This window comes from Pseudomonas sp. yb_9, assembly GCF_043103635.1.
In the GTDB taxonomy this organism is placed as follows: domain Bacteria; phylum Pseudomonadota; class Gammaproteobacteria; order Pseudomonadales; family Pseudomonadaceae; genus Aquipseudomonas; species Aquipseudomonas monteilii.
The window spans coordinates 193644-212207 of the sequence record NZ_JBICKA010000041.1; the positions used below are offsets into that span (position 1 = coordinate 193644).

General features: G+C 63.8%; 15 protein-coding genes. 9 read left to right on the forward strand and 6 right to left on the reverse strand.

The features are described 5' to 3' along the window. Window positions 1-13 precede the first annotated feature (13 nt). Window positions 14-823: an SDR family oxidoreductase gene (locus ACF8MI_RS10605; RefSeq protein ID WP_104834141.1), complete on the forward strand. Its 810-nt coding sequence runs from the start codon at window positions 14-16 to the stop codon at window positions 821-823. A gap of 120 nt (window positions 824-943) precedes the next feature. Further along, window positions 944-1123: a carbon storage regulator gene (locus ACF8MI_RS10610; RefSeq protein ID WP_104834142.1), complete on the forward strand. Its 180-nt coding sequence runs from the start codon at window positions 944-946 to the stop codon at window positions 1121-1123. Window positions 1124-1155: 32 nt separating this feature from the next. Here the strand turns inward: ACF8MI_RS10610 and ACF8MI_RS10615 are convergent, their stop codons facing one another. The 5 genes from ACF8MI_RS10615 to mnmC form a co-directional block, all read right to left on the reverse strand. Continuing rightward, entirely contained in the window at window positions 1156-1383 is a 228-nt protein-coding gene (locus tag ACF8MI_RS10615; protein ID WP_060497566.1) for a YheU family protein, read from the reverse strand. Between the two features lie 82 nt (window positions 1384-1465). Further along, window positions 1466-2650, reverse strand: a complete 1185-nt coding sequence (locus ACF8MI_RS10620) for an osmoprotectant NAGGN system M42 family peptidase (protein WP_104834143.1) — start codon at window positions 2648-2650, stop codon at window positions 1466-1468. A 128-nt stretch (window positions 2651-2778) separates the two neighbouring features. Then, window positions 2779-4524: an N-acetylglutaminylglutamine synthetase gene (gene ngg / locus ACF8MI_RS10625; protein ID WP_060497565.1), complete on the reverse strand. Its 1746-nt coding sequence runs from the start codon at window positions 4522-4524 to the stop codon at window positions 2779-2781. 3 nt (window positions 4525-4527) lie between these two features. Further along, window positions 4528-6315, reverse strand: a complete 1788-nt coding sequence (locus ACF8MI_RS10630) for an N-acetylglutaminylglutamine amidotransferase (protein WP_060497564.1) — start codon at window positions 6313-6315, stop codon at window positions 4528-4530. 113 nt (window positions 6316-6428) lie between these two features. Continuing rightward, window positions 6429-8393 carry a bifunctional tRNA (5-methylaminomethyl-2-thiouridine)(34)-methyltransferase MnmD/FAD-dependent 5-carboxymethylaminomethyl-2-thiouridine(34) oxidoreductase MnmC gene (gene mnmC / locus ACF8MI_RS10635; protein ID WP_060497563.1) on the reverse strand — a complete coding sequence of 655 codons (1965 nt, stop codon included), beginning with the start codon at window positions 8391-8393 and terminating at the stop codon, window positions 6429-6431. A gap of 113 nt (window positions 8394-8506) precedes the next feature. Between mnmC and pap the strand changes: the two genes are divergently transcribed. Beyond that, a complete protein-coding gene (gene pap, locus ACF8MI_RS10640) occupies window positions 8507-10000 on the forward strand; it encodes a polyphosphate:AMP phosphotransferase (protein ID WP_060497562.1) in 1494 nt (497 codons plus the stop codon). Window positions 10001-10074: 74 nt separating this feature from the next. Here the strand turns inward: pap and ACF8MI_RS10645 are convergent, their stop codons facing one another. After that, complete coding sequence (locus ACF8MI_RS10645; RefSeq protein WP_200928728.1) at window positions 10075-11469, reverse strand: class II fumarate hydratase; 1395 nt, start codon at window positions 11467-11469, stop codon at window positions 10075-10077. Between the two features lie 154 nt (window positions 11470-11623). Here ACF8MI_RS10645 and ACF8MI_RS10650 point away from each other — a divergent pair, with 154 nt between their 5' ends. The 6 genes from ACF8MI_RS10650 to ACF8MI_RS10675 all read left to right on the forward strand — a co-directional run bounded on the left by ACF8MI_RS10650 (window position 11624) and on the right by ACF8MI_RS10675 (window position 18539). Then, a complete protein-coding gene (locus ACF8MI_RS10650; protein ID WP_003252642.1) occupies window positions 11624-12148 on the forward strand; it encodes a DUF2059 domain-containing protein in 525 nt (174 codons plus the stop codon). A 10-nt stretch (window positions 12149-12158) separates the two neighbouring features. Then, window positions 12159-12455, forward strand: a complete 297-nt coding sequence (locus ACF8MI_RS10655) for a BolA family transcriptional regulator (RefSeq protein WP_016715010.1) — start codon at window positions 12159-12161, stop codon at window positions 12453-12455. A gap of 109 nt (window positions 12456-12564) precedes the next feature. After that, window positions 12565-13497, forward strand: coding sequence for a rhodanese-related sulfurtransferase (locus tag ACF8MI_RS10660; protein WP_060497560.1), 933 nt, complete (start codon window positions 12565-12567; stop codon window positions 13495-13497). A 3-nt stretch (window positions 13498-13500) separates the two neighbouring features. After that, window positions 13501-14133, forward strand: a complete 633-nt coding sequence (locus ACF8MI_RS10665) for a DsbA family protein (protein ID WP_200928727.1) — start codon at window positions 13501-13503, stop codon at window positions 14131-14133. After that, entirely contained in the window at window positions 14126-15958 is a 1833-nt protein-coding gene (locus tag ACF8MI_RS10670) for an ABC transporter ATP-binding protein (protein ID WP_060497558.1), read from the forward strand. The genes ACF8MI_RS10665 and ACF8MI_RS10670 overlap by 8 nt, the downstream gene beginning before the upstream one ends. Before the next feature lie 124 nt (window positions 15959-16082). Further along, window positions 16083-18539 (forward strand): EAL domain-containing protein, encoded by a 2457-nt coding sequence (locus ACF8MI_RS10675; protein ID WP_060497557.1) that lies wholly within the window; start codon window positions 16083-16085, stop codon window positions 18537-18539. Window positions 18540-18564: the final 25 nt, after the last annotated feature.

Consider the following 18564-nt stretch of genomic DNA (forward strand, 5'->3'; position numbering starts at 1 on the left):
AAGGCCAGCCACCATGCAAAACCGCATCATGATCACCGGCGCCGGGTCCGGTCTCGGCCGCGAGATCGCCCTGCGCTGGGCGCGTGAGGGCTGGCGCCTGGCGCTGGCTGATGTCAATGAAACCGGCCTGCGCGAAACCCTGGCGCTGGCCCGCGAAGCGGGCGGCGATGGCTTCGTTCAGCACTGTGACGTGCGTGACTATAGCCAGCTGACAGCCCTGGCCCAGGCCTGCACCGAGCTGTTCGGCGGTATCGACGTGATCGTCAACAATGCCGGTGTTGCCTCGGGCGGGTTCTTCGCCGAACTGTCGCTGGAAGACTGGGACTGGCAGATCGCGGTCAACCTGATGGGTGTGGTCAAGGGCTGCAAGGTCTTTTTGCCGCTGCTGGAGCGCAGCAAGGGCCGCATCATCAACGTTGCCTCCATGGCCGCGCTGATGCAGGGGCCTGGGATGAGCAACTACAACGTGGCCAAGGCGGGTGTGTTGGCCCTGTCGGAAAGCCTGCTGGTGGAACTGCGCCAGCTGGAGGTGGCGGTGCATGTGGTGTGCCCGTCGTTCTTCCAGACCAACCTGCTCGACTCGTTCCGAGGGCCGAACCCGGCGATGAAGGCGCAGGTTGGCAAGTTGCTGGAGGGCTCGCCGATCAGCGCGGCGGACATTGCCGACTACATCCATCAACAGGTCGTCGCTGGCGAGTTCCTTATCCTGCCGCACGAGGCAGGGCGGCAAGCCTGGCAGCTGAAATGCCAGGCCCCTGAGCGGCTGTATGACGAGATGGCCGAAATGGCGGTGAAAATGCGCGCAAAAGCCCAGTCGCGATGAATAACCTGTAGGAGAAGTTACCTGGCTGTGTAGGGCTCTTCCGAATAGTGATGGAGCTATTGAGTAGCCGAATCCCTACGAGGCAGGCTCTGGTTTTCCCGTTAGCAGGAGGATCGGAACATGCTGGTAATAGGGCGCGAAGTAGGCGAAATCATCGTGATCGGTGATTACATCAGGATCATGGTGGCGGATGTCCGGGAAGGGATTGTGCGCTTTGGTGTGGAGGCCCCGCGAGAGGTGCCGGTGCATCGGGCCGAGGTGTACAAGCGCATCAAGGAGGCCAAGCAAAACGAGGCCTGATGTTGCCTGTACCGGGGCGCGTCGCGGGCCTGCTAGCCGAGCAGTTCGCGGGGCACATCATGCCTGGCCAACAACTGGCATTGTTGGCTTTCGGGGTCGAACAGGATGAACGCCTGCCCCTTGGCCAATGCCTGGCGCACCCGCAGCACACGGGTTTCCAGTGGGGTATCGTCGCCATTGTCGGTGCCGTCGCGGGTGACGAAGTCTTCGATCAGGCGGGTCAGGGTTTCGGCTTGCAGTTGGTCGTAGGGGATCAGCATGGTAGGCGATGTCTGAAGTAGGTGTGGGCATGCTACGCGAAACAGTTGATATTTTGGGGCCGCAAAGCGGCCCCAAACGTCCTCAGCCTTTATTGCCAATCAGGCTGTCCACCGCCGGCACCCGTGTGTCGCTCTCCATTTGCGCATCGTGCTCCAGCTGGTGGCTGAACCTTTCAAGCGAAGCATTGGCCGGCTGCGAATCGCTGGCGAACACCGGTGGGCTAAGCAGGTAAGCCGACAACAACCGGCTGAGTGCAGCCAGGCTGTCGATATGGGTGCGCTCATAGCCATGGGTGGCATCACAACCGAATGCCACCAGCGCGGTGCGAATATCGTGCCCTGCGGTCACCGCCGAATGAGCGTCGCTGAAGTAGTAGCGGAACAGGTCGCGTCGCACCGGCAGGTCGTGGTCGCCGGCCAGTTTCAGCAGGTGCCGGGACAGGTGGTAGTCGTAAGGCCCCGACGAATCCTGCATGGCCACGCTCACCGCATGCTCGCTGGAGGCCTGGCCGGGCGCTACCGGGGCAATGTCGATGCCGACGAACTCGCTGACATCCCAGGGCAGGGCGCCCGCCGCGCCCGAGCCGGTTTCTTCGGTGATGGTGAACAGCGGGTGGCAGTCGATCAGTGGTTGCTGGCCGCTTTCAACCACGGCTTTCAGTGCCGCCAGCAGCGCAGCTACGCCGGCCTTGTCGTCCAGGTGGCGGGCGCTGATGTGACCGCTTTCGGTGAACTCGGGCAAGGGGTCGAAGGCCACGAAGTCACCAATGCTCACGCCCAGCGCCTCGCAATCGGCACGGGTGGCGCAATAGGCATCCAGGCGCACTTCCACATGCTCCCAGCTCACCGGCATCTGGTCGATGGCGGTGTTGAAGGCATGCCCGCTGGCCATCAGCGGCAGCACGCTGCCACGGTATACGCCAGTATCGGTGAATACGCTGACGCGGCTGCCTTCGGCGAAGCGGCTGGACCAGCAGCCCACTGGTGCCAGGGCCAGGCGGCCGTTGTCCTGCAACTGGCGCACGCTGGCACCGATGGTGTCCAGGTGCGCGGATACGGCACGGTCGGGGGAAGTTTGCCGGCCCTTGAGCGTGGCGCGAATGGTGCCGCGCCGGGTCAGCTCGAAGGGGATGCCCAGCTCGTCCAAGCGTTCGGCCACGTAGCGCACGATGGTGTCGGTGAAGCCGGTGGGGCTGGGGATGGCGAGCATCTCCAGCAGCACGCGTTTGAGGTAATCGAGATCGGGTTCAGGATACTGATTGGACATGTTTGGAACTCCTTTACTCCTGTACTGGCCTCTTCGCGGGCAAGCCCGCTCCCACAGGGACCTCACAATCCCTGAGGGCAGCGCTTTACCTGTGGGAGCGGGCTTGCCTGCGAAGAGGCCGTCAGCAGTTACGCCAAAGGCCGGCTATGCGGAAACAGCAAATCGATAAAGCGCTCGGCCGTGGGCTGCGGTTCATGGTTGGCCAACCCGGCACGCTCGTTGGCCTCGATGATCACGTACTCCGGTTGCCCGGCATCGCGCACCATGAAGTCCAGCCCGACCACAGGGATTTCCAGCGCCCGTGCAGCGCGCACGGCCGCGTCGGCCAGCACCGGGTGCAGGCGTTCGGTGACGTCTTCCAGGGTGCCACCGGTGTGCAGGTTGGCAGTGCGCCGTACCGTCAGGCGCTGGCCAGCAGGCAGCACGTCGTCATAGCCAAAGCCCGCCGCGCGCACTGTGCGCTCGGTTTCGTCGTCCAGCGGAATGCGGCTTTCGCCACCGGTGGCGGCCTGGCGTCGACGGCTTTGGGCTTCGATCAACTGGCGGATGCTGTGGTTGCCGTCGCCCAGCACCTGGGCCGGGTGGCGCACGGCGGCAGCCACCACCTCGTAGCCGATCACCACGATGCGCAGGTCGAACCCGGCATGGAAGCTCTCCAGCAGCACACGGCTGTCGAACTGGCGGGCGTGCGCCACGGCGCGGGTGATGTCGTCGATGCAGGTCAGGTTCACCGCCACGCCCTGGCCTTGCTCGCCATCGACCGGTTTCACCACCACCGCGCCATGCTCGTCGAGAAACGCCAGGTTGTCGTCTGCATTTCCCGCCAGCTGCTGTGCCGGCACCTGTAGCCCGGCGTTATGCAACGCATGCTGGGTGAGGCGTTTGTCCTGGCACAGGGTCATGGTCACGGCACTGGTCAGGTCGCTGAGCGATTCACGGCAGCGGATGCGCCGCCCGCCCAGGCTCAGGGTGAACAGGCCGCCAACGGCGTCATCCACCTGCACGTCGATGCCCCGGCGCATGGCCTCATCGACGATGATGCGCGCGTAGGGGTTCAGCTCGGCCTCAGGGCCCGGGCCCAAGAACAGTTGCTGGTTGATGCCGTTCTTGCGCTTGACCGCAAAGGTGGGCAAGTTGCGAAAACCCAGCTTCTGGTACAGACGCTTGGCCTGGCGGTTGTCGTGCAGCACCGACAAGTCCAGGTAGGCCAGGCCACGGCTCATGAAGTGTTCAATCAGGTGGCGCACCAGCACCTCACCCACGCCGGGGCGGGTGCACTGCGGGTCCACCGCCAGGCACCACAGGCTGCTGCCGTGTTCCGGGTCGTCGAAAGCCTTGGCGTGGTTCAGGCCCATGACGCTGCCGATCACCGCACCGCTGTCTTCGTCTTCGGCCAACCAGTACACAGGGCCGCCCAGGTGCCTGGGGGTGAGCAGGCAAGGGTCGACCGGTAGCATGCTGCGTGCCTGATACAGGGTATTGATGGCCTGCCAGTCGGTCGCGTTTTGCGCCCGGCGTACGCGAAAACCGCGGAATACCCGTTGCGCTGGCCGGTAGTCGGTAAACCAAAGGCGCAGGGTGTCGGACGGGTCGAGGAACAGTTGTTGCGGGGCCTGGGCCAGCACCTGCTGGGGCGCGGCCACGTACAGGGCTATGTCGCGCTCGCCGGGGCTTTCGTCCAGCAGCGCCTCGGCCAGGCTGGTCGGGTTGGGGTAGGTATGGCCGATCAGCAGCCGACCCCAGCCGCAGTGCACGGCACGCGGCTGGTTGTGGGGCTGGCTGCCGTCGCCGGCCAGGCGCGCCTGCAGGCGCTCGTAGGACGGCGCCTGGCCGCGCAGCAGGCGCTGACCGTAAGCGATTTCATGGGCTTTCATCGGTCAGATTCCTTGTTCGCTCAACCACAGGTTCAGCGCCGCCAGCTGCCACAGCTTGGAGCCGCGCAGCGGGGTGAGCTGGCCATGCGGGTTACTCAGCAGGCGGTCGACCATGGCCGGGTTGAACAGCCCACGGTCCTGGCTGGGGTCGGTCAGCAGCTCGCGCACCCAACCCAGGGTGGCGCCTTCCAGGTGCTTCAGGCCCGGTACCGGGAAGTAGCCCTTCTTACGGTCGATCACCTCATGCGGGATCACCCGTCGTGCCGCCTGCTTGAGCACCTGTTTGCCGCCGTCGGGCAGCTTGAAGCGCGCCGGGATACGCGCTGAAAGCTCCACCAGGCGGTAGTCGAGGAACGGTGTGCGCGCTTCCAGGCCCCAGGCCATGGTCATATTGTCCACGCGTTTGACCGGGTCATCCACCAGCATCACCGTGCTGTCCAGGCGCAGGGCCTTGTCCACGGCGTCGCGGGCGCCGGGGCGGGCGAAGTGCTCGCGCACGAAGTCGCCGGCCGCGTCGGTTTCCAGCAACCAGGGCGCCTGCACGGTGTCGCGGTACTCGGCGTGGCTGCGGTCGAAGAACGCGTCGCGGTAAGCCGAGAAGGCATCCTCGGCGCCGTCCACCTGCGGGTACCAGTGGTAGCCGGCGAACAGCTCGTCCGCACCCTGGCCGCTTTGCACGCCCTTGCAATGCTTGGCCACTTCCCGCGACAGCAGGTAGAAGGCGATACAGTCGTGGCTGACCATTGGCTCGCTCATGGCGCGAAACGCTGATGGCAACTGCTCGATGATCTCGTGTTCGGCGATGCGCAACTGGTGGTGGCGGGTGCCGTAGTGCTTGGCGATCAGGTCCGAATACTGGAACTCGTCGCCACGCTCGCCACCGGCGTCTTCGAAACCGATGGAGAACGTGGACAGGTCGTCCACGCCCGCTTCGCGCAACAGGCCGACCAGCAGGCTGGAGTCGACACCCCCGGACAGCAGCACGCCGACGTCGACGGCAGCACGTTGGCGGATGGCCACGGCCTCGCGGGTGGCGTCGAGCACGCGGGTGGTCCAGCCTTCCAGGTCCAGCTCACGCTCATCAGGGTTGGCACCGTATTTCAGCTGCCACCAAGTCTGGCGTTCGACTTCGCCATGGCGATCGACGCGCATCCAGGTGCCGGGCTCCAGCTTTTGCACGTTGGCCAGCAAGGTGCGCGGTGCCGGTACCACGGCGTGGAAGTTCAGGTAATGGTTGAGCGCCACCGGGTCGAGCACCGGGTCGATGTCGCCACCCTTGAGCAGGGCCGGGAGGGTCGAGGCGAAGCGCAGGCGCTCGCCGTCGCGTGACAGGTACAGCGGCTTTACGCCCAGGCGGTCGCGGGCCAGGAACAGGCGCTGGTTGTCGCGCTCCCAGATGGCCAGGGCGAACATGCCGTTGAGCTTGGGCAGCAACGCCGCGCCCCAGGCGTGGTAACCCTTGAGCAGCACCTCGGTGTCGCCATCGGACCAAAAGCTGTAGCCCAGGTCCTGTAGCTCGTGGCGCAACTCGGGGAAGTTGTAGATGGCACCGTTGAACGCCAGTGACAGGCCCAAGGTGTTGTCGACCATTGGCTGCGCCGAGCCGTCGGACAAGTCCATGATTTTCAGGCGTCGGTGCCCGAGGGCGATCGGGCCTTGGCTATGGAAACCCCACGCATCCGGGCCGCGAGGCGCCAGGTGATGGGTAATGCGCTCTACCGCAGCCAGGTCGGCTGGGCGAGGGGCTTGGTCCATGGGGGTGAAACGCAACTCTCCTGCTAATCCGCACATAAGTCCTTACCGGTTTTTCCGTTGGGGAGGGGGGGCCCAGGATTCGGGCACCTTAAGGAACTGACCTATGTGCTTTGTGAGAGTTTTAGAACAATCTGTTATATGGGGCGGGATCACTTCCCTCGGATCAGCTTGCGTAATGCAAACCGGTTTGGGTGGCACGCCTCCACCACCGCCCGTGGCAACGGCAGCGGTTCTCCACATACCCAGGCCGCCACCAGCTCCCCACTCAATGGCGCCGTGATCAACCCGCGTGAGCCATGCCCGCTGTTCACGTACAACCCGCTCAGCCAAGGGCAGGCCACATCGGGCACTTGCCGCGCATCGCGGGCCAGCACCGCATAGGCCTCGGCAAACCCTTGCGCATCAGCCATCGGCCCCACGATCGGCAGGTAATCCGGGCTGGTGCAGCGGAACGCCGCACGCCCCTGCAACTGCTCGGCGTCCAGCTCGGCCACACCCAAGCGCTGCGCCAGATCGACGGAAATCTCGTCCAGCATTGCCAGGTTGCCCTGATGTTCGGCAACCGTCGGCGCCAGGTCTTCGCTCTGGAAGTCGAAGCTTGCGCCCAAGGTATGCTCATCCTCGCGGGGTGGCGCTACATAACCCTCTGCGCATACCACGGTGCTGAGCATGCGGCTGCTGGCAGTGGCCGGCAGCCGGGTAATCTGCCCGCGAATGCGCTTGAGCGGCAACTGTGCACAAGGCTCGAAACGCCGAACGTCGGCGGCACCGGCCAGGATCACCACCGGTGCACTGGCCAGCAGGCGCTCACCCGCCCAGGCTTGCCACTGGCCATCCACCTTGCGCAGCTCAAGCACTTCCTGGTGTGTCACCCGTTGAATCCCCGGGTGCTGCAACTGCTGCTGACACAGGGCCGGCGGGTGCACCCAACCGCCTTCGGGGTAGAACAGGCCGCCGGCCGGCAGGGCCACACCGGCAATGGCTTCGGCCTCGGTGCGCGCCAGGGTGTGCAGCAAGGCGTGGTCGAAAGCGGCAGCCAGCTTGCCCTGGCGTTCGGCCTCTTTGCTGTCGAAGGCCAGTTGCAGCACCCCGCAGGCATCCCAGTCACGGCCACGCTGCAAGCGCTCGAGCTGGCGACGGGTGTAGCCGAAACCGGACAGGATCATTTGCGACAGCGCTGTGCCATGCGCAGACAGCTTGAGGTACAGCACCCCCTGCGGGTTGCCCGAGGCTTCCCGGGCCGGTGCATCGTGGCGTTCCAGCACGGTCACCTGCCAGCCACGCCGGGCCAGGCTGGCCGCGCTTGTGCTGCCAGCGAGCCCGGCGCCGATTACGAGCGCTTCACGCGGCCCTGGAATGGCGGGCGGGCGCGCATACCAAGGCGCTTTGGGGCCGGGCCGGGGGCCGACGTAAGCGCCGCTCATCACTTCCCACTTCTTGCCGATGCCCGGCACTTTCTTCATGGCGAAGCCGGCTTCGACCAGGCTGCGGCGCACCCAACCCGTGGTGGTGAAGGTGCCCAGCACGGTGCCGGCGTGCGACAGCCGCGCCAGTTGCGCAAACAGCTCCGGGGTCCACATGTCGGGGTTCTTCGCCGGGGCGAAACCATCGAGGAACCACACATCGATCTGCGCATCGAGCTGCGGCAGCTGTTCCAGTACATCACCGACCAGCAGCGTCAGGGTGACCCTGCCCTCGGCGAAGGTGAATTGCTGGAAGCCCTGGTGCACCGCCACGTACTGCTCCAGCAGCGGTTCGGTGTAGGCGGCAAGCTCAGGCCACAGGTGTACTGCGCGGGCCATGTCAGCCAGGCTGAGTGGGTATTTTTCGACGCTGACGAAGTGCAGGCGCGCGTTGCTGTGGGCATGCTCTTCAAACAGCTGCCAGGCGCAGAAAAAGTTCATGCCAGTGCCAAAGCCGGTTTCGCCGATCACCAGGCAGGCGTGCGGGGCCAGGCTGGCAAAACGCTCGGCCAGGCGGGTCTGGCCGAGGAACACATGTTTGGTTTCTTCGATGCCTTCGTTGACCGCGAAATATACGTCGTCGTATTGCCGCGAGTGGGGGCGGCCCTGGTCGTCCCAGTCGATCTGGGCATGCTGGAGGAGGGTGGACATGGTTGGCTCGGTTGCAGCAGATGGTCGGGATTTTATGCCATCTGATGATTTTGCGCAGGCACAGGCGGCCCACAAATCCGCTAGTCTTGCTTATCAATTGAAGGAGCCAGTGCATGTTCGAATCCGCCGAAATCGGCCACAGCATCGACAAGGAGGCTTACGACGCCGAGGTACCCGCTTTACGCGAGGCCCTGCTCGAAGCCCAGTACGAACTCAAGCAGCAGGCGCGCTTCCCGGTGATCGTGCTGATCAACGGCATCGAAGGTGCCGGCAAGGGTGAGACGGTAAAACTGCTCAACGAGTGGATGGACCCGCGCATGATCGATGTGCTCACCTTCGATCAGCAGACCGACGAAGAGCTGGCTCGCCCGCCGGCCTGGCGCTATTGGCGGGCCTTGCCCCCCAAGGGGCGGATGGGTGTGTTCTTCGGCAACTGGTACAGCCAGATGCTGCAGGGGCGGGTGCACGGGGTATTCAAGGATGCCGTGCTCGACCAGGCCATCATGGGCGCCGAGCGGCTGGAGCAGATGCTGTGCGATGAAGGTGCACTGATCATCAAGTTCTGGTTCCACCTGTCCAAGAAGCAGATGAAGGCTCGTCTGAAATCGCTCAAGGACGACCCGCTGCACAGCTGGAAGATCAGTCCGCTGGACTGGCAGCAGTCCGAAACCTACGACCGCTTCGTGCGTTTTGGCGAACGCGTACTGCGCCGCACCAGCCGCGACTACGCGCCGTGGCACATCATCGAAGGCGTCGACCCGAACTACCGCAGCCTGGCAGTGGGGCGCATCCTGCTGGAAAGCCTGCAAGCCGCACTGGCCAACAACCCCAAGGGCAAGCACCAGGGCAACGTCGCCCCGCTGGGCCGCAGCATCGACCAGCGCAGCCTGCTCGGTGCCCTGGACATGACCGTGCGGCTGGATAAATCCGACTACCAGGAACAGCTGGTCACCGAACAGGCCCGCCTGGCCGGCCTGCTGCGCGACAAGCACATGCGCAGGCACGCGTTGGTGGCGGTGTTCGAAGGCAACGACGCCGCCGGCAAGGGCGGCGCGATCCGCCGAGTGGCAGCGGCGCTGGACCCCCGCCAGTACCGTATCGTGCCGATTGCCGCACCCACCGAAGAAGAACGCGCGCAGCCTTACCTGTGGCGGTTCTGGCGGCATATTCCGGCACGCGGCAAATTCACCATTTTCGACCGGTCCTGGTATGGCCGGGTGCTGGTCGAGCGGGTGGAGGGCTTCTGCAGCCCGGCCGACTGGATGCGCGCCTATAGCGAGATCAACGACTTTGAAGAGCAGTTGGTGAATGCCGGCGTGGTGGTGGTCAAGTTCTGGCTGGCGATTGATCAGCAGACCCAGCTGGAGCGCTTCGAAGAGCGTGAGCAGATCCCGTTCAAGCGTTACAAGATTACCGAGGACGACTGGCGCAACCGGGACAAGTGGGACGACTACGTCCAGGCCGTAGGCGACATGGTCGACCGCACCAGCAGCGAGATCGCGCCGTGGACGTTGGTAGAGGCCAACGACAAGCGCTGGGCGCGGGTGAAGGTGTTGCGCACCATCAACCAGGCCCTTGAGGCGGCGTTTGCCAAGGACAAGAAATAGCTGAAAGTGTTGTTGCCTGTCCTGGCCCTTTCGCGGGTTTACCCGCGAAGAGGCCGGCACAGGCTATAGATGACTCAGCCCTTGCCACCCGGTGCCAGCATGTTCTCCGGCCTTACCCACTGGTCAAACTGCTCATTGGTCAGGTACTTCAATTCCAGCGCAGCCTCGCGCAAGGTCTTGCCCTCGTTATAAGCCTTCTTGGCAATCTCCGCCGCCTTGTCATAGCCAATATGCGGGTTAAGTGCCGTCACCAGCATCAACCCGCGTTCCAGGTGCGCAGCCATCTGCCCGGCATCCGGCTCGATGCCCGCCACGCAGTGCAGCTGGAAGTTGCTGCAGCCATCGGCCAGCAGTTCGATCGACTGCAACAGGTTATGGATGATCACCGGCTTGAACACATTGAGCTGCAAATGCCCCTGGCTGGCGGCAAAGCCGATGGCCGCGTCGTTGCCCAGTACCTGGCAGGCCAGCATCGACAGCGCCTCGCACTGGGTAGGGTTGACCTTGCCCGGCATGATCGAGCTGCCGGGTTCGTTGGTTGGCAGGCGCACTTCGGCCAGCCCGGCGCGCGGGCCGGAGCCGAGCAGGCGCAGGTCGTTGGCAATTTTCATCAGGGCCACGGCCAGGGTCTTCAACGCGCCCGCCAGGCTGGTCAGCGGTTCGTGGCCGGCGAGGGCGGCGAACTTGTTCGGTGCTGTGACGAACGGCAGGCCGGATTCCGCCGCCAGCTCGGCAGCGATGGCCTCGGCAAAGCCATGCGGGGCATTAAGGCCGGTACCCACGGCGGTGCCGCCCTGGGCCAGCTCACAGACCGCCGGCAGGGTAGCGCGGATGGCTCGTTGGGCGTAATCGAGCTGGGCAACGAAAGCCGAGACCTCCTGGCCGAAGGTGATTGGCGTGGCATCCATCATGTGCGTGCGGCCAGTCTTCACCAGCTTTTGGTGGCGCGCTGACAACTCTGCCAGGCCCGACGACAGTTCGGCGATGGCCGGCAGCAGCTTGTCGTGCACCGCTTGGGCTGCAGCAATGTGCATGGCGGTGGGGAAGCAGTCGTTGGAGCTTTGCGAGCGGTTGACGTGGTCGTTAGGGTGTACCGGCGCCTTGCCGCCACGGCCCTTGCCGGCCAGTTCGTTGGCGCGCCCGGCAATCACTTCGTTGACGTTCATGTTGCTCTGGGTGCCGCTGCCGGTCTGCCAGACGACCAACGGAAACTGGTCGTCATGCTGGCCATCCAGCACTTCGTCGGCGGCCTGTTCGATCAGCCGGGCGATGTCGGCCGGCAGGTCGCCATTGCGGTCGTTAACGCGTGCAGCGGCCTTCTTGATCAGCGCCAGGGCGTGCAGCACCGCGAGGGGCATGCGTTCCTTGCCAATAGCGAAGTTGATCAGCGAACGCTGGGTTTGCGCACCCCAATAAGCGTCCTCCGGAACTTCGACCGGGCCCAGGCTGTCTGTCTCGATACGGCTCATTCTGTACTCACTCCTGTGTAGTTCGAATTCGCAGTTTAGGCCCTGAATCGACCGAGCGGTTCCGTCGCTCGTCGTGCCACTTGAGCACATCGCCACCACGGCGCAGAATGCTCTACTCTGAGGTACCCGCCTCCCTCTCCTTGAAGGAAATGCAATGACCCGTCTCCGTGTCCTTTGTGCCGCCGTTGCCCTGGTTTGCGCCAGCGGCCAGGTGCTCGCTGCCACCGCCAGCCATAACGCTGCTGCCGAGAAGTTCCTGACCCTGGCCAACGCCGACAAGCTGGGCACCCCGGTGTACATGCAAGTGCAGCAGATGTTCGCCCAGCGCTTCGCCCAGACCAAGGCCCCGGCCGCCAAGCAGCCGGTGCTGGAAAGCTACCAGGCCAAGGCCAACGCCGCACTGGACAACGCCATCGGCTGGAACAAACTGAAGCCGAAGATGGTCGACCTGTACACCCAGACGTTCACCGAGCAGGAACTCAAAGACCTGGTCAAGTTCTACGAATCGCCGCTGGGCAAGAAGGTGCTGCGTGAAATGCCCAAGGTCACCCAGCAGTCGGCCCAGCTGACCCAGCAGAGCCTGGAGCCAGCAGTACCCGTGGTGAACAAGCTGCTGGAAGACATGACCAAAGAGCTGGACCCGAACGCTGGCAAGGCCGCCGCTCCGGCGAAGAAGTGAGTACGCCGCAATGACCATGCAGCAGCGCATTGAACAGCAACTGGCGGCCCTGGCGCCGGAACACCTGCAAGTGCTCAACGAAAGCCACATGCACAGTCGTGGTCAGGAGACCCACTACAAGGCAGTGATCGTCAGCGAGCAGTTTGCCGGGTTGAACAGCGTCAAGCGCCACCAGAAGGTGTACGCCACCATGGGTGAGCTGATGGGCGAAATTCACGCCCTGGCCATCCACACCTACACCGCCGAAGAGTGGGCCAAGGTCGGCGTTGCACCGGCCTCGCCGGTGTGCGCGGGCGGCGGGCACTGAAACCTTTCTGTCGTTCTGGTAGAATTCGCAACGCGCCGCTTGTCGGCGCGTTTTTATTTGTCAATCCGGTCCGCCCTTTACGAGGGCAACCACCTGGAGAACCTGCTTCATGTCCCAAGCCATCGTCGTCGCGGCGCTGTACAAATTCGTCACCCTGGAAGACTACGTCGAGCTGCGTGAGCCGCTGCTCAAGGCCATGCTCGACAACAACGTCAAAGGCACCCTGCTGCTGGCCCACGAGGGCATCAACGGCACCGTGTCGGCCACCCGCGAAGGCATCGATGGCCTGCTGGCCTGGCTGCGCAACGACCCGCGTCTGGTCGATGTCGACCACAAAGAGTCGTACTGCGACGAACAGCCGTTCTACCGCACCAAGGTGAAGCTCAAGAAAGAAATCGTCACCCTCGGCGTGCCAGGCGTAGACCCCAACCAGGCGGTCGGCACCTATGTCGAGCCCAAGGACTGGAACGCCCTGATCAGCGACCCGGAAGTGCTGCTGATCGACACCCGCAACGACTACGAAGTGGCCATTGGTACCTTCAAAGGTGCCATCGACCCCAAGACCGAGACCTTCCGCGAGTTTCCGGAGTACATCAAGGCCAACTTCGACCCGAGCAAGCACAAGAAGGTCGCCATGTTCTGCACCGGCGGCATCCGTTGCGAAAAAGCCTCCAGCTACATGCTCGGTGAAGGCTTCGAGGCGGTCTATCATCTTAAGGGCGGCATCCTGAAATACTTCGAGGAAGTGCCTCAGGAAGAAAGCCTGTGGGACGGCGACTGCTTCGTCTTCGACAACCGCGTCACGGTGCGCCATGACCTGAGCAAAGGCGAGTACGACCAGTGCCACGCCTGCCGCCACCCGATCAATGCAGAGGAACGCGCGTCCGAGCACTATTCGCCAGGGGTCAGCTGCCCGCATTGCTGGGACACCCTGAGCGAAAAGACCCGGCGCAGTGCCATCGACCGGCAGAAGCAGATCGAGCTGGCCAAGGCCCGCAACCTGCCGCACCCGATCGGTTACAACTACAAAGCCGAGGCTTGATGCATGTCTTCACGCCTGATCTATGTGATGGACCCGATGTGCTCCTGGTGCTGGGGTTTCGCGCCAGTGGCGGGGGCCCTGATCGCCCAGGCGCGTGAGGCCGGTATCGCCACCCGTCTGGTGGTGGGTGGGCTGCGCACCGGTGGCAGTGCGCTGGACAGCTCTACCCGCAAGTACATCCTCGAACACTGGCAGGCGGTGGCCGATGCCACCGGCCAGCCGTTCCGCTTCGAGGGGGCCATGCCCGACGGCTTCGTCTACGACACCGAACCGGCCTGCCGTGCCCTGGTCACAGCCCGCGAGCTGGACGCCGAGCGCGTCTGGCCGCTGCTGGCGCTGATTCAGCGTTCGTTCTACGAGCAGGGCGTGGATGTGACCACTGCGCCGCAGCTGGTCGAACTGGCCGAACAGGCAGGCTTCGACCGTGCCGTGTTCGCCGAAACCTTCGCCCGTGCCGACACCCGTGCGGCCACTGCGGCCGACTTCAGCTGGGCACAGGACCTGGGTATTGCCGGTTTCCCGACCTTGCTGGCCGAGCGCAACGGCCAACTGGCCCTGCTGACCAACGGCTACCAGCCGCTGGAGCGCCTGCAACCCTTGCTCGGCCGTTGGCTGCAGCAGGCCGCCTGTGCTTGATGTGCCTGGGTCACCCGACCCGGTACCGGGCAAGCCATACACTGCGGCCGATCGGCTGAGCTGGGCGGAAATCCGCCGCCTGGCCCTGCACCACAAGCAAAACCTCTGGTCCGCCAACCTCATCGCTGTGCTGGCGGCGTGTTGCAGCGTGCCCATTCCGCTGCTGCTGCCGTTGCTGGTGGATGAAGTGCTGTTGGGCCACGGCGATGCCGCGCTCAAGTGGATGAACCACCTGCTGCCGTCCAGCTGGCAGGTGGCAGCCGGCTACATCGGCCTGATGCTGGCGCTCACCCTGTGCCTGCGCCTGGCGGCGCTGGCGTTCAACGTGATCCAGGCCAAGCTGTTTGCCGGCTTGGCCAAGGACATCGTCTACCGCCTGCGAATTCGCCTTATAGAGCGGCTCAAGCGCATCTCGCTGAAGGAGTACGAAAGCCTGGGCAGCGGCACGGTAACCACCCACTTGGTCACCGACCTGGACACCCTCGACAAGTTCGTGGGCGAAACCCTCAGCCGTTTCCTGGTGGCCATGCTGACGTTGACCGGCACGGCGGCGATCCTGATCTGGATGCACTGGCAGCTGGCGTTGCTGATTTTGCTGTTCAACCCGCTGGTGATCTATTTCACCGTGCAGCTGGGCAAGCGCGTCAAACACCTGAAAAAGCTCGAAAACGACAGCACCGCGCGTTTTACCCAGGCGCTGGCGGAAACGCTCGATGCCATCCAGGAAATCCGTGCCGGCAACCGCCAGGGCTACTTCCTGGGCCGCCTTGGCCTGCGTGCCCGCGAAGTGCGCGACTACGCCGTGGATTCGCAGTGGAAAAGCGATGCCAGTGGCCGTGCCAGTGGCCTGCTGTTCCAGTTCGGCATCGATATTTTCCGTGCAGCAGCCATGCTCACCGTGCTGTTCTCCGACCTGTCGATCGGCCAGATGCTGGCGGTGTTCAGCTACCTGTGGTTCATGATCGGCCCGGTGGAACAGCTGCTCAACCTGCAATACGCCTACTACGCCGCGGGCGGTGCGCTGAGCCGCCTCAACGAGCTGCTGGCGCGTGCTGACGAGCCGCAATACCCGGCCGCCTGCGACCCGTTCGCCGGGCGCGACACGGTGGGCATCGAGGTGCGCGACTTGCGTTTTGCCTATGCCGACGAGCCAGTGCTGGATAACCTGGACCTGTCCATCGCCCCGGGTGAAAAGGTGGCAATTGTCGGTGCCAGTGGCGGCGGCAAAAGCACCTTGGTGCAGCTGTTGCTGGGCCTTTATAGCGCCCAGGCCGGTACCATCCGCTTTGGCGGTGCCAGCCTGCAGGAAATCGGCCTGGAAACCCTGCGTGAAAACGTGGCGGTGGTGTTGCAGCACCCGTCACTGTTCAACGACACCGTGCGCGCCAACCTGACCATGGGCCGAGACTGCAGCGACGACGCCTGCTGGCAAGCGCTGCGCATCGCTCAGCTGGATGCCACCATTGCGGCCTTGCCGCAGGGCCTGGACAGTGTGGTGGGTCGCTCTGGCGTGCGCTTGTCCGGCGGCCAGCGTCAGCGCCTGGCCATCGCCCGCATGGTGTTGGCCGAGCCCAAGGTGGTGATTCTCGACGAGGCCACCTCGGCGCTGGATGCTGCCACCGAGTACAACCTGCATCAGGCATTGGCGCGCTTCCTCAGCGGCCGTACCACGCTGATCATCGCCCACCGCCTGTCGGCGGTGAAACAGGCCGACCGGGTGCTGGTATTTGATGGTGGGCATGTCGCCGAAGATGGCGACCACCAGCAGCTGATCGCCGAGGGTGGGTTATACGCCAAGCTTTATGGGCACCTGCAGCAGAGCTGACGTTCAAACTGTACAAATCCCCCGATTCCCTGTCATAAAAATCCCCTCCACAACGATGGCAAATGGCCTACGCTGTGCTTGTCTGGGTTGATTTGCGCCTTATCTGCTCTGTGACAGGGAATCCATGAAGGGACATCGCACTCTAGAAGCGCCTAAGTTGCTCGGCATCACCTGGCCCTTCATCGCCGTTGTGGTCTTCCAGGTGGCGCTGGGCAGCCTCAGCCTTTATACGCTGTCGGCCGTGCGCGCCTATGTCGCGGGCGAAAGCCTGTGGTCCAAGGCGCAGAAAGACGCCATCTACTACCTTAACCTGTACGCCGAAACCCGCGACGACAGCACCTATCAGCGCTATCGCCAAGCCATTACCGTGCCGCAGGGTGACCACCAGTTGCGCGAGGTGCTCGACCAGCCCAACCCTGATCTGGATGCCGCTCGCCGGGCGGTGCTGCAGGGTGGCAACCACCCCGACGATGTCGAGCGGATCATCTGGTTCTACCGCAATTTCCGCAACATCAGCTATATGCAGACAGCCATCGACTACTGGGACATCGGCGACGACTACCTGGCCAAGCTCGATGTGCTGGCTGGCGAGATGCGCCAGAGCTTTGCCACTGGCCCGGCAGACACCCAGGCAGTGAGTGCCTGGAAGGCCCGTATCGTCACCATCAACGAGGGTGTCACACCCGCCGCCAAGGCGTTCAGTGATGCGCTGGGTGAAGGCTCGCGGATGCTGTTGCGGGTGTTGCTGATCACCAACCTGCTGACGGCCATGTTCCTGATTACCATCGCCTGGCGCCGCTCCAGCAAGCTGCTGGCCCAACGGCAAGCCTTCGCCAGTGCACTGCAGGAGGAAAAGGAGCGGGCACAGATCACCCTGCAGGCCATTGGTGATGCGGTGATAACCACCGACGTGGAGGGCAACATCGGCTACATGAACCCGGCCGCCGAGCAACTGACCCACTGGCAGTCTGGTCAAGCCCAGGGCCTGCCGCTGTCAGCGCTGTTTAGCCTGGTGGATGAGCAAGCTGAAGAGGATAGCAGCAGCCTGGTCGAGCAGGTGCTTAGCGGTAGCCTCAAGGGCGGCGCGGAGCATGCCCGGCTGATTCAGCGCCTGGATGGCAGTACCGTGTCGATCAACCTGGTAGGTTCGCCCATCGTCAGCGATGGCCAGGTCAGCGGCATCGTACTGGTACTGCATGACATGACCCAGGAACGCCAGTACATCGCTAACCTGTCCTGGCAGGCCACTCACGATGCCCTGACCGGCCTGGCCAACCGGCGCGAGTTCGAGTATCGCCTGGAGCAGGCGCTCAATGGCCTGGCGCGCCAGGCTGGGCGGCATTCGCTGATGTTCCTTGACCTCGACCAGTTCAAGCTGGTGAACGACACCTGCGGCCACGCCGCCGGTGACGAGCTGCTGCGGCACATCTGCGCCGTGTTGCAATCCGGCCTGCGTGAAGGCGATACCCTGGCGCGGCTGGGGGGTGACGAATTTGGCGTGCTGCTGGAAAACTGCCCATCCGACCAGGCCGAGCGCATTGCCGAACAGTTACGCCAGATGGTGCAGAGCCTGCATTTCGTGTGGAAGGGGCGGCCGTTCGTCACCACGGTCAGTGTTGGCCTGGTGCACATGGCCCAGCCCCCCGGTACCCTCGAAACCTCGCTGCGCGCCGCCGACATGGCCTGCTACATGGCCAAGGAAAAGGGGCGCAACCGCGTGCAGGTGTACCACGCCGATGACAGCGAGCTGTCCATGCGCTTTGGTGAAATGGCCTGGATCCAGCGTTTGCATGTGGCCCTGGAAGAAAACCGCTTCTGCCTGTACGCCCAGGAAATTGCCCCGCTGAAAACGTTCGAAGGGCCGGGCCATATCGAAATCCTGCTGCGCCTGCACGACGAAAGTGGCCGTACCATTCTGCCCAGCAGCTTCATTCCGGCAGCCGAGCGCTATGGCCTGATGACCGCGCTGGACCGCTGGGTGGTGCGCAATGTGTTCCAGGTCATCCGCCAATGCCTGGACGAAGGGCGTGAAGGGCCGCTGTCGATCTGCGCGATCAACCTGTCAGGGTCGAGCATCGGCGATGACAAGTTTCTCGAGTACCTGCAGCGGCTGTTTGTCGAATACGCCATCCCGCCGCGGATGATCTGTTTCGAAATCACCGAAACCAGCGCCATTGCCAACCTGGGTAGCGCCATCCGCTTCATCAACGAGTTGAAGGGGCTGGGCTGCCGCTTCTCGCTCGATGATTTTTGCGCTGGCATGTCGTCGTTCGCCTACCTCAAGCATTTGCCCGTGGATTTCCTGAAAATTGACGGCAGTTTCGTCAGGGACATGCTCGACGACCCGGTCAACCGGGCCATGGTCGAGGTCATCAACCATATCGGCCATGTCATGGGGAAACGCACCATCGCCGAGTTCGTCGAAACACCCTTGATCGAGCAGGCCCTACAGGAAATAGGCGTGGATTACGCCCAGGGTTACCTGATCGAACGCCCGCAGGTGTTCACCTGTGACAGTCTGCAGCGCCAACGGATCGCCGCCCGGCCTCTGTTGCAGCGCGCACCTGGCACGTTTCGCTAGCTAGAAATCACAAGGATCAAGGAGC

Coding starts and splice junctions, on each gene's coding strand:
- ACF8MI_RS10605 (WP_104834141.1), top strand. CDS start 14: ATGCAAAACCGCATCATGATCACCGGCGCCGGGTCCGGTCTCGGCCGC.
- ACF8MI_RS10610 (WP_104834142.1), top strand. CDS start 944: ATGCTGGTAATAGGGCGCGAAGTAGGCGAAATCATCGTGATCGGTGAT.
- ACF8MI_RS10615 (WP_060497566.1), bottom strand. CDS start 1,383: ATGCTGATCCCCTACGACCAACTGCAAGCCGAAACCCTGACCCGCCTG.
- ACF8MI_RS10620 (WP_104834143.1), bottom strand. CDS start 2,650: ATGTCCAATCAGTATCCTGAACCCGATCTCGATTACCTCAAACGCGTG.
- ngg (WP_060497565.1), bottom strand. CDS start 4,524: ATGAAAGCCCATGAAATCGCTTACGGTCAGCGCCTGCTGCGCGGCCAG.
- ACF8MI_RS10630 (WP_060497564.1), bottom strand. CDS start 6,315: ATGTGCGGATTAGCAGGAGAGTTGCGTTTCACCCCCATGGACCAAGCC.
- mnmC (WP_060497563.1), bottom strand. CDS start 8,393: ATGTCCACCCTCCTCCAGCATGCCCAGATCGACTGGGACGACCAGGGC.
- pap (WP_060497562.1), top strand. CDS start 8,507: ATGTTCGAATCCGCCGAAATCGGCCACAGCATCGACAAGGAGGCTTAC.
- ACF8MI_RS10645 (WP_200928728.1), bottom strand. CDS start 11,469: ATGAGCCGTATCGAGACAGACAGCCTGGGCCCGGTCGAAGTTCCGGAG.
- ACF8MI_RS10650 (WP_003252642.1), top strand. CDS start 11,624: ATGACCCGTCTCCGTGTCCTTTGTGCCGCCGTTGCCCTGGTTTGCGCC.
- ACF8MI_RS10655 (WP_016715010.1), top strand. CDS start 12,159: ATGACCATGCAGCAGCGCATTGAACAGCAACTGGCGGCCCTGGCGCCG.
- ACF8MI_RS10660 (WP_060497560.1), top strand. CDS start 12,565: ATGTCCCAAGCCATCGTCGTCGCGGCGCTGTACAAATTCGTCACCCTG.
- ACF8MI_RS10665 (WP_200928727.1), top strand. CDS start 13,501: ATGTCTTCACGCCTGATCTATGTGATGGACCCGATGTGCTCCTGGTGC.
- ACF8MI_RS10675 (WP_060497557.1), top strand. CDS start 16,083: ATGAAGGGACATCGCACTCTAGAAGCGCCTAAGTTGCTCGGCATCACC.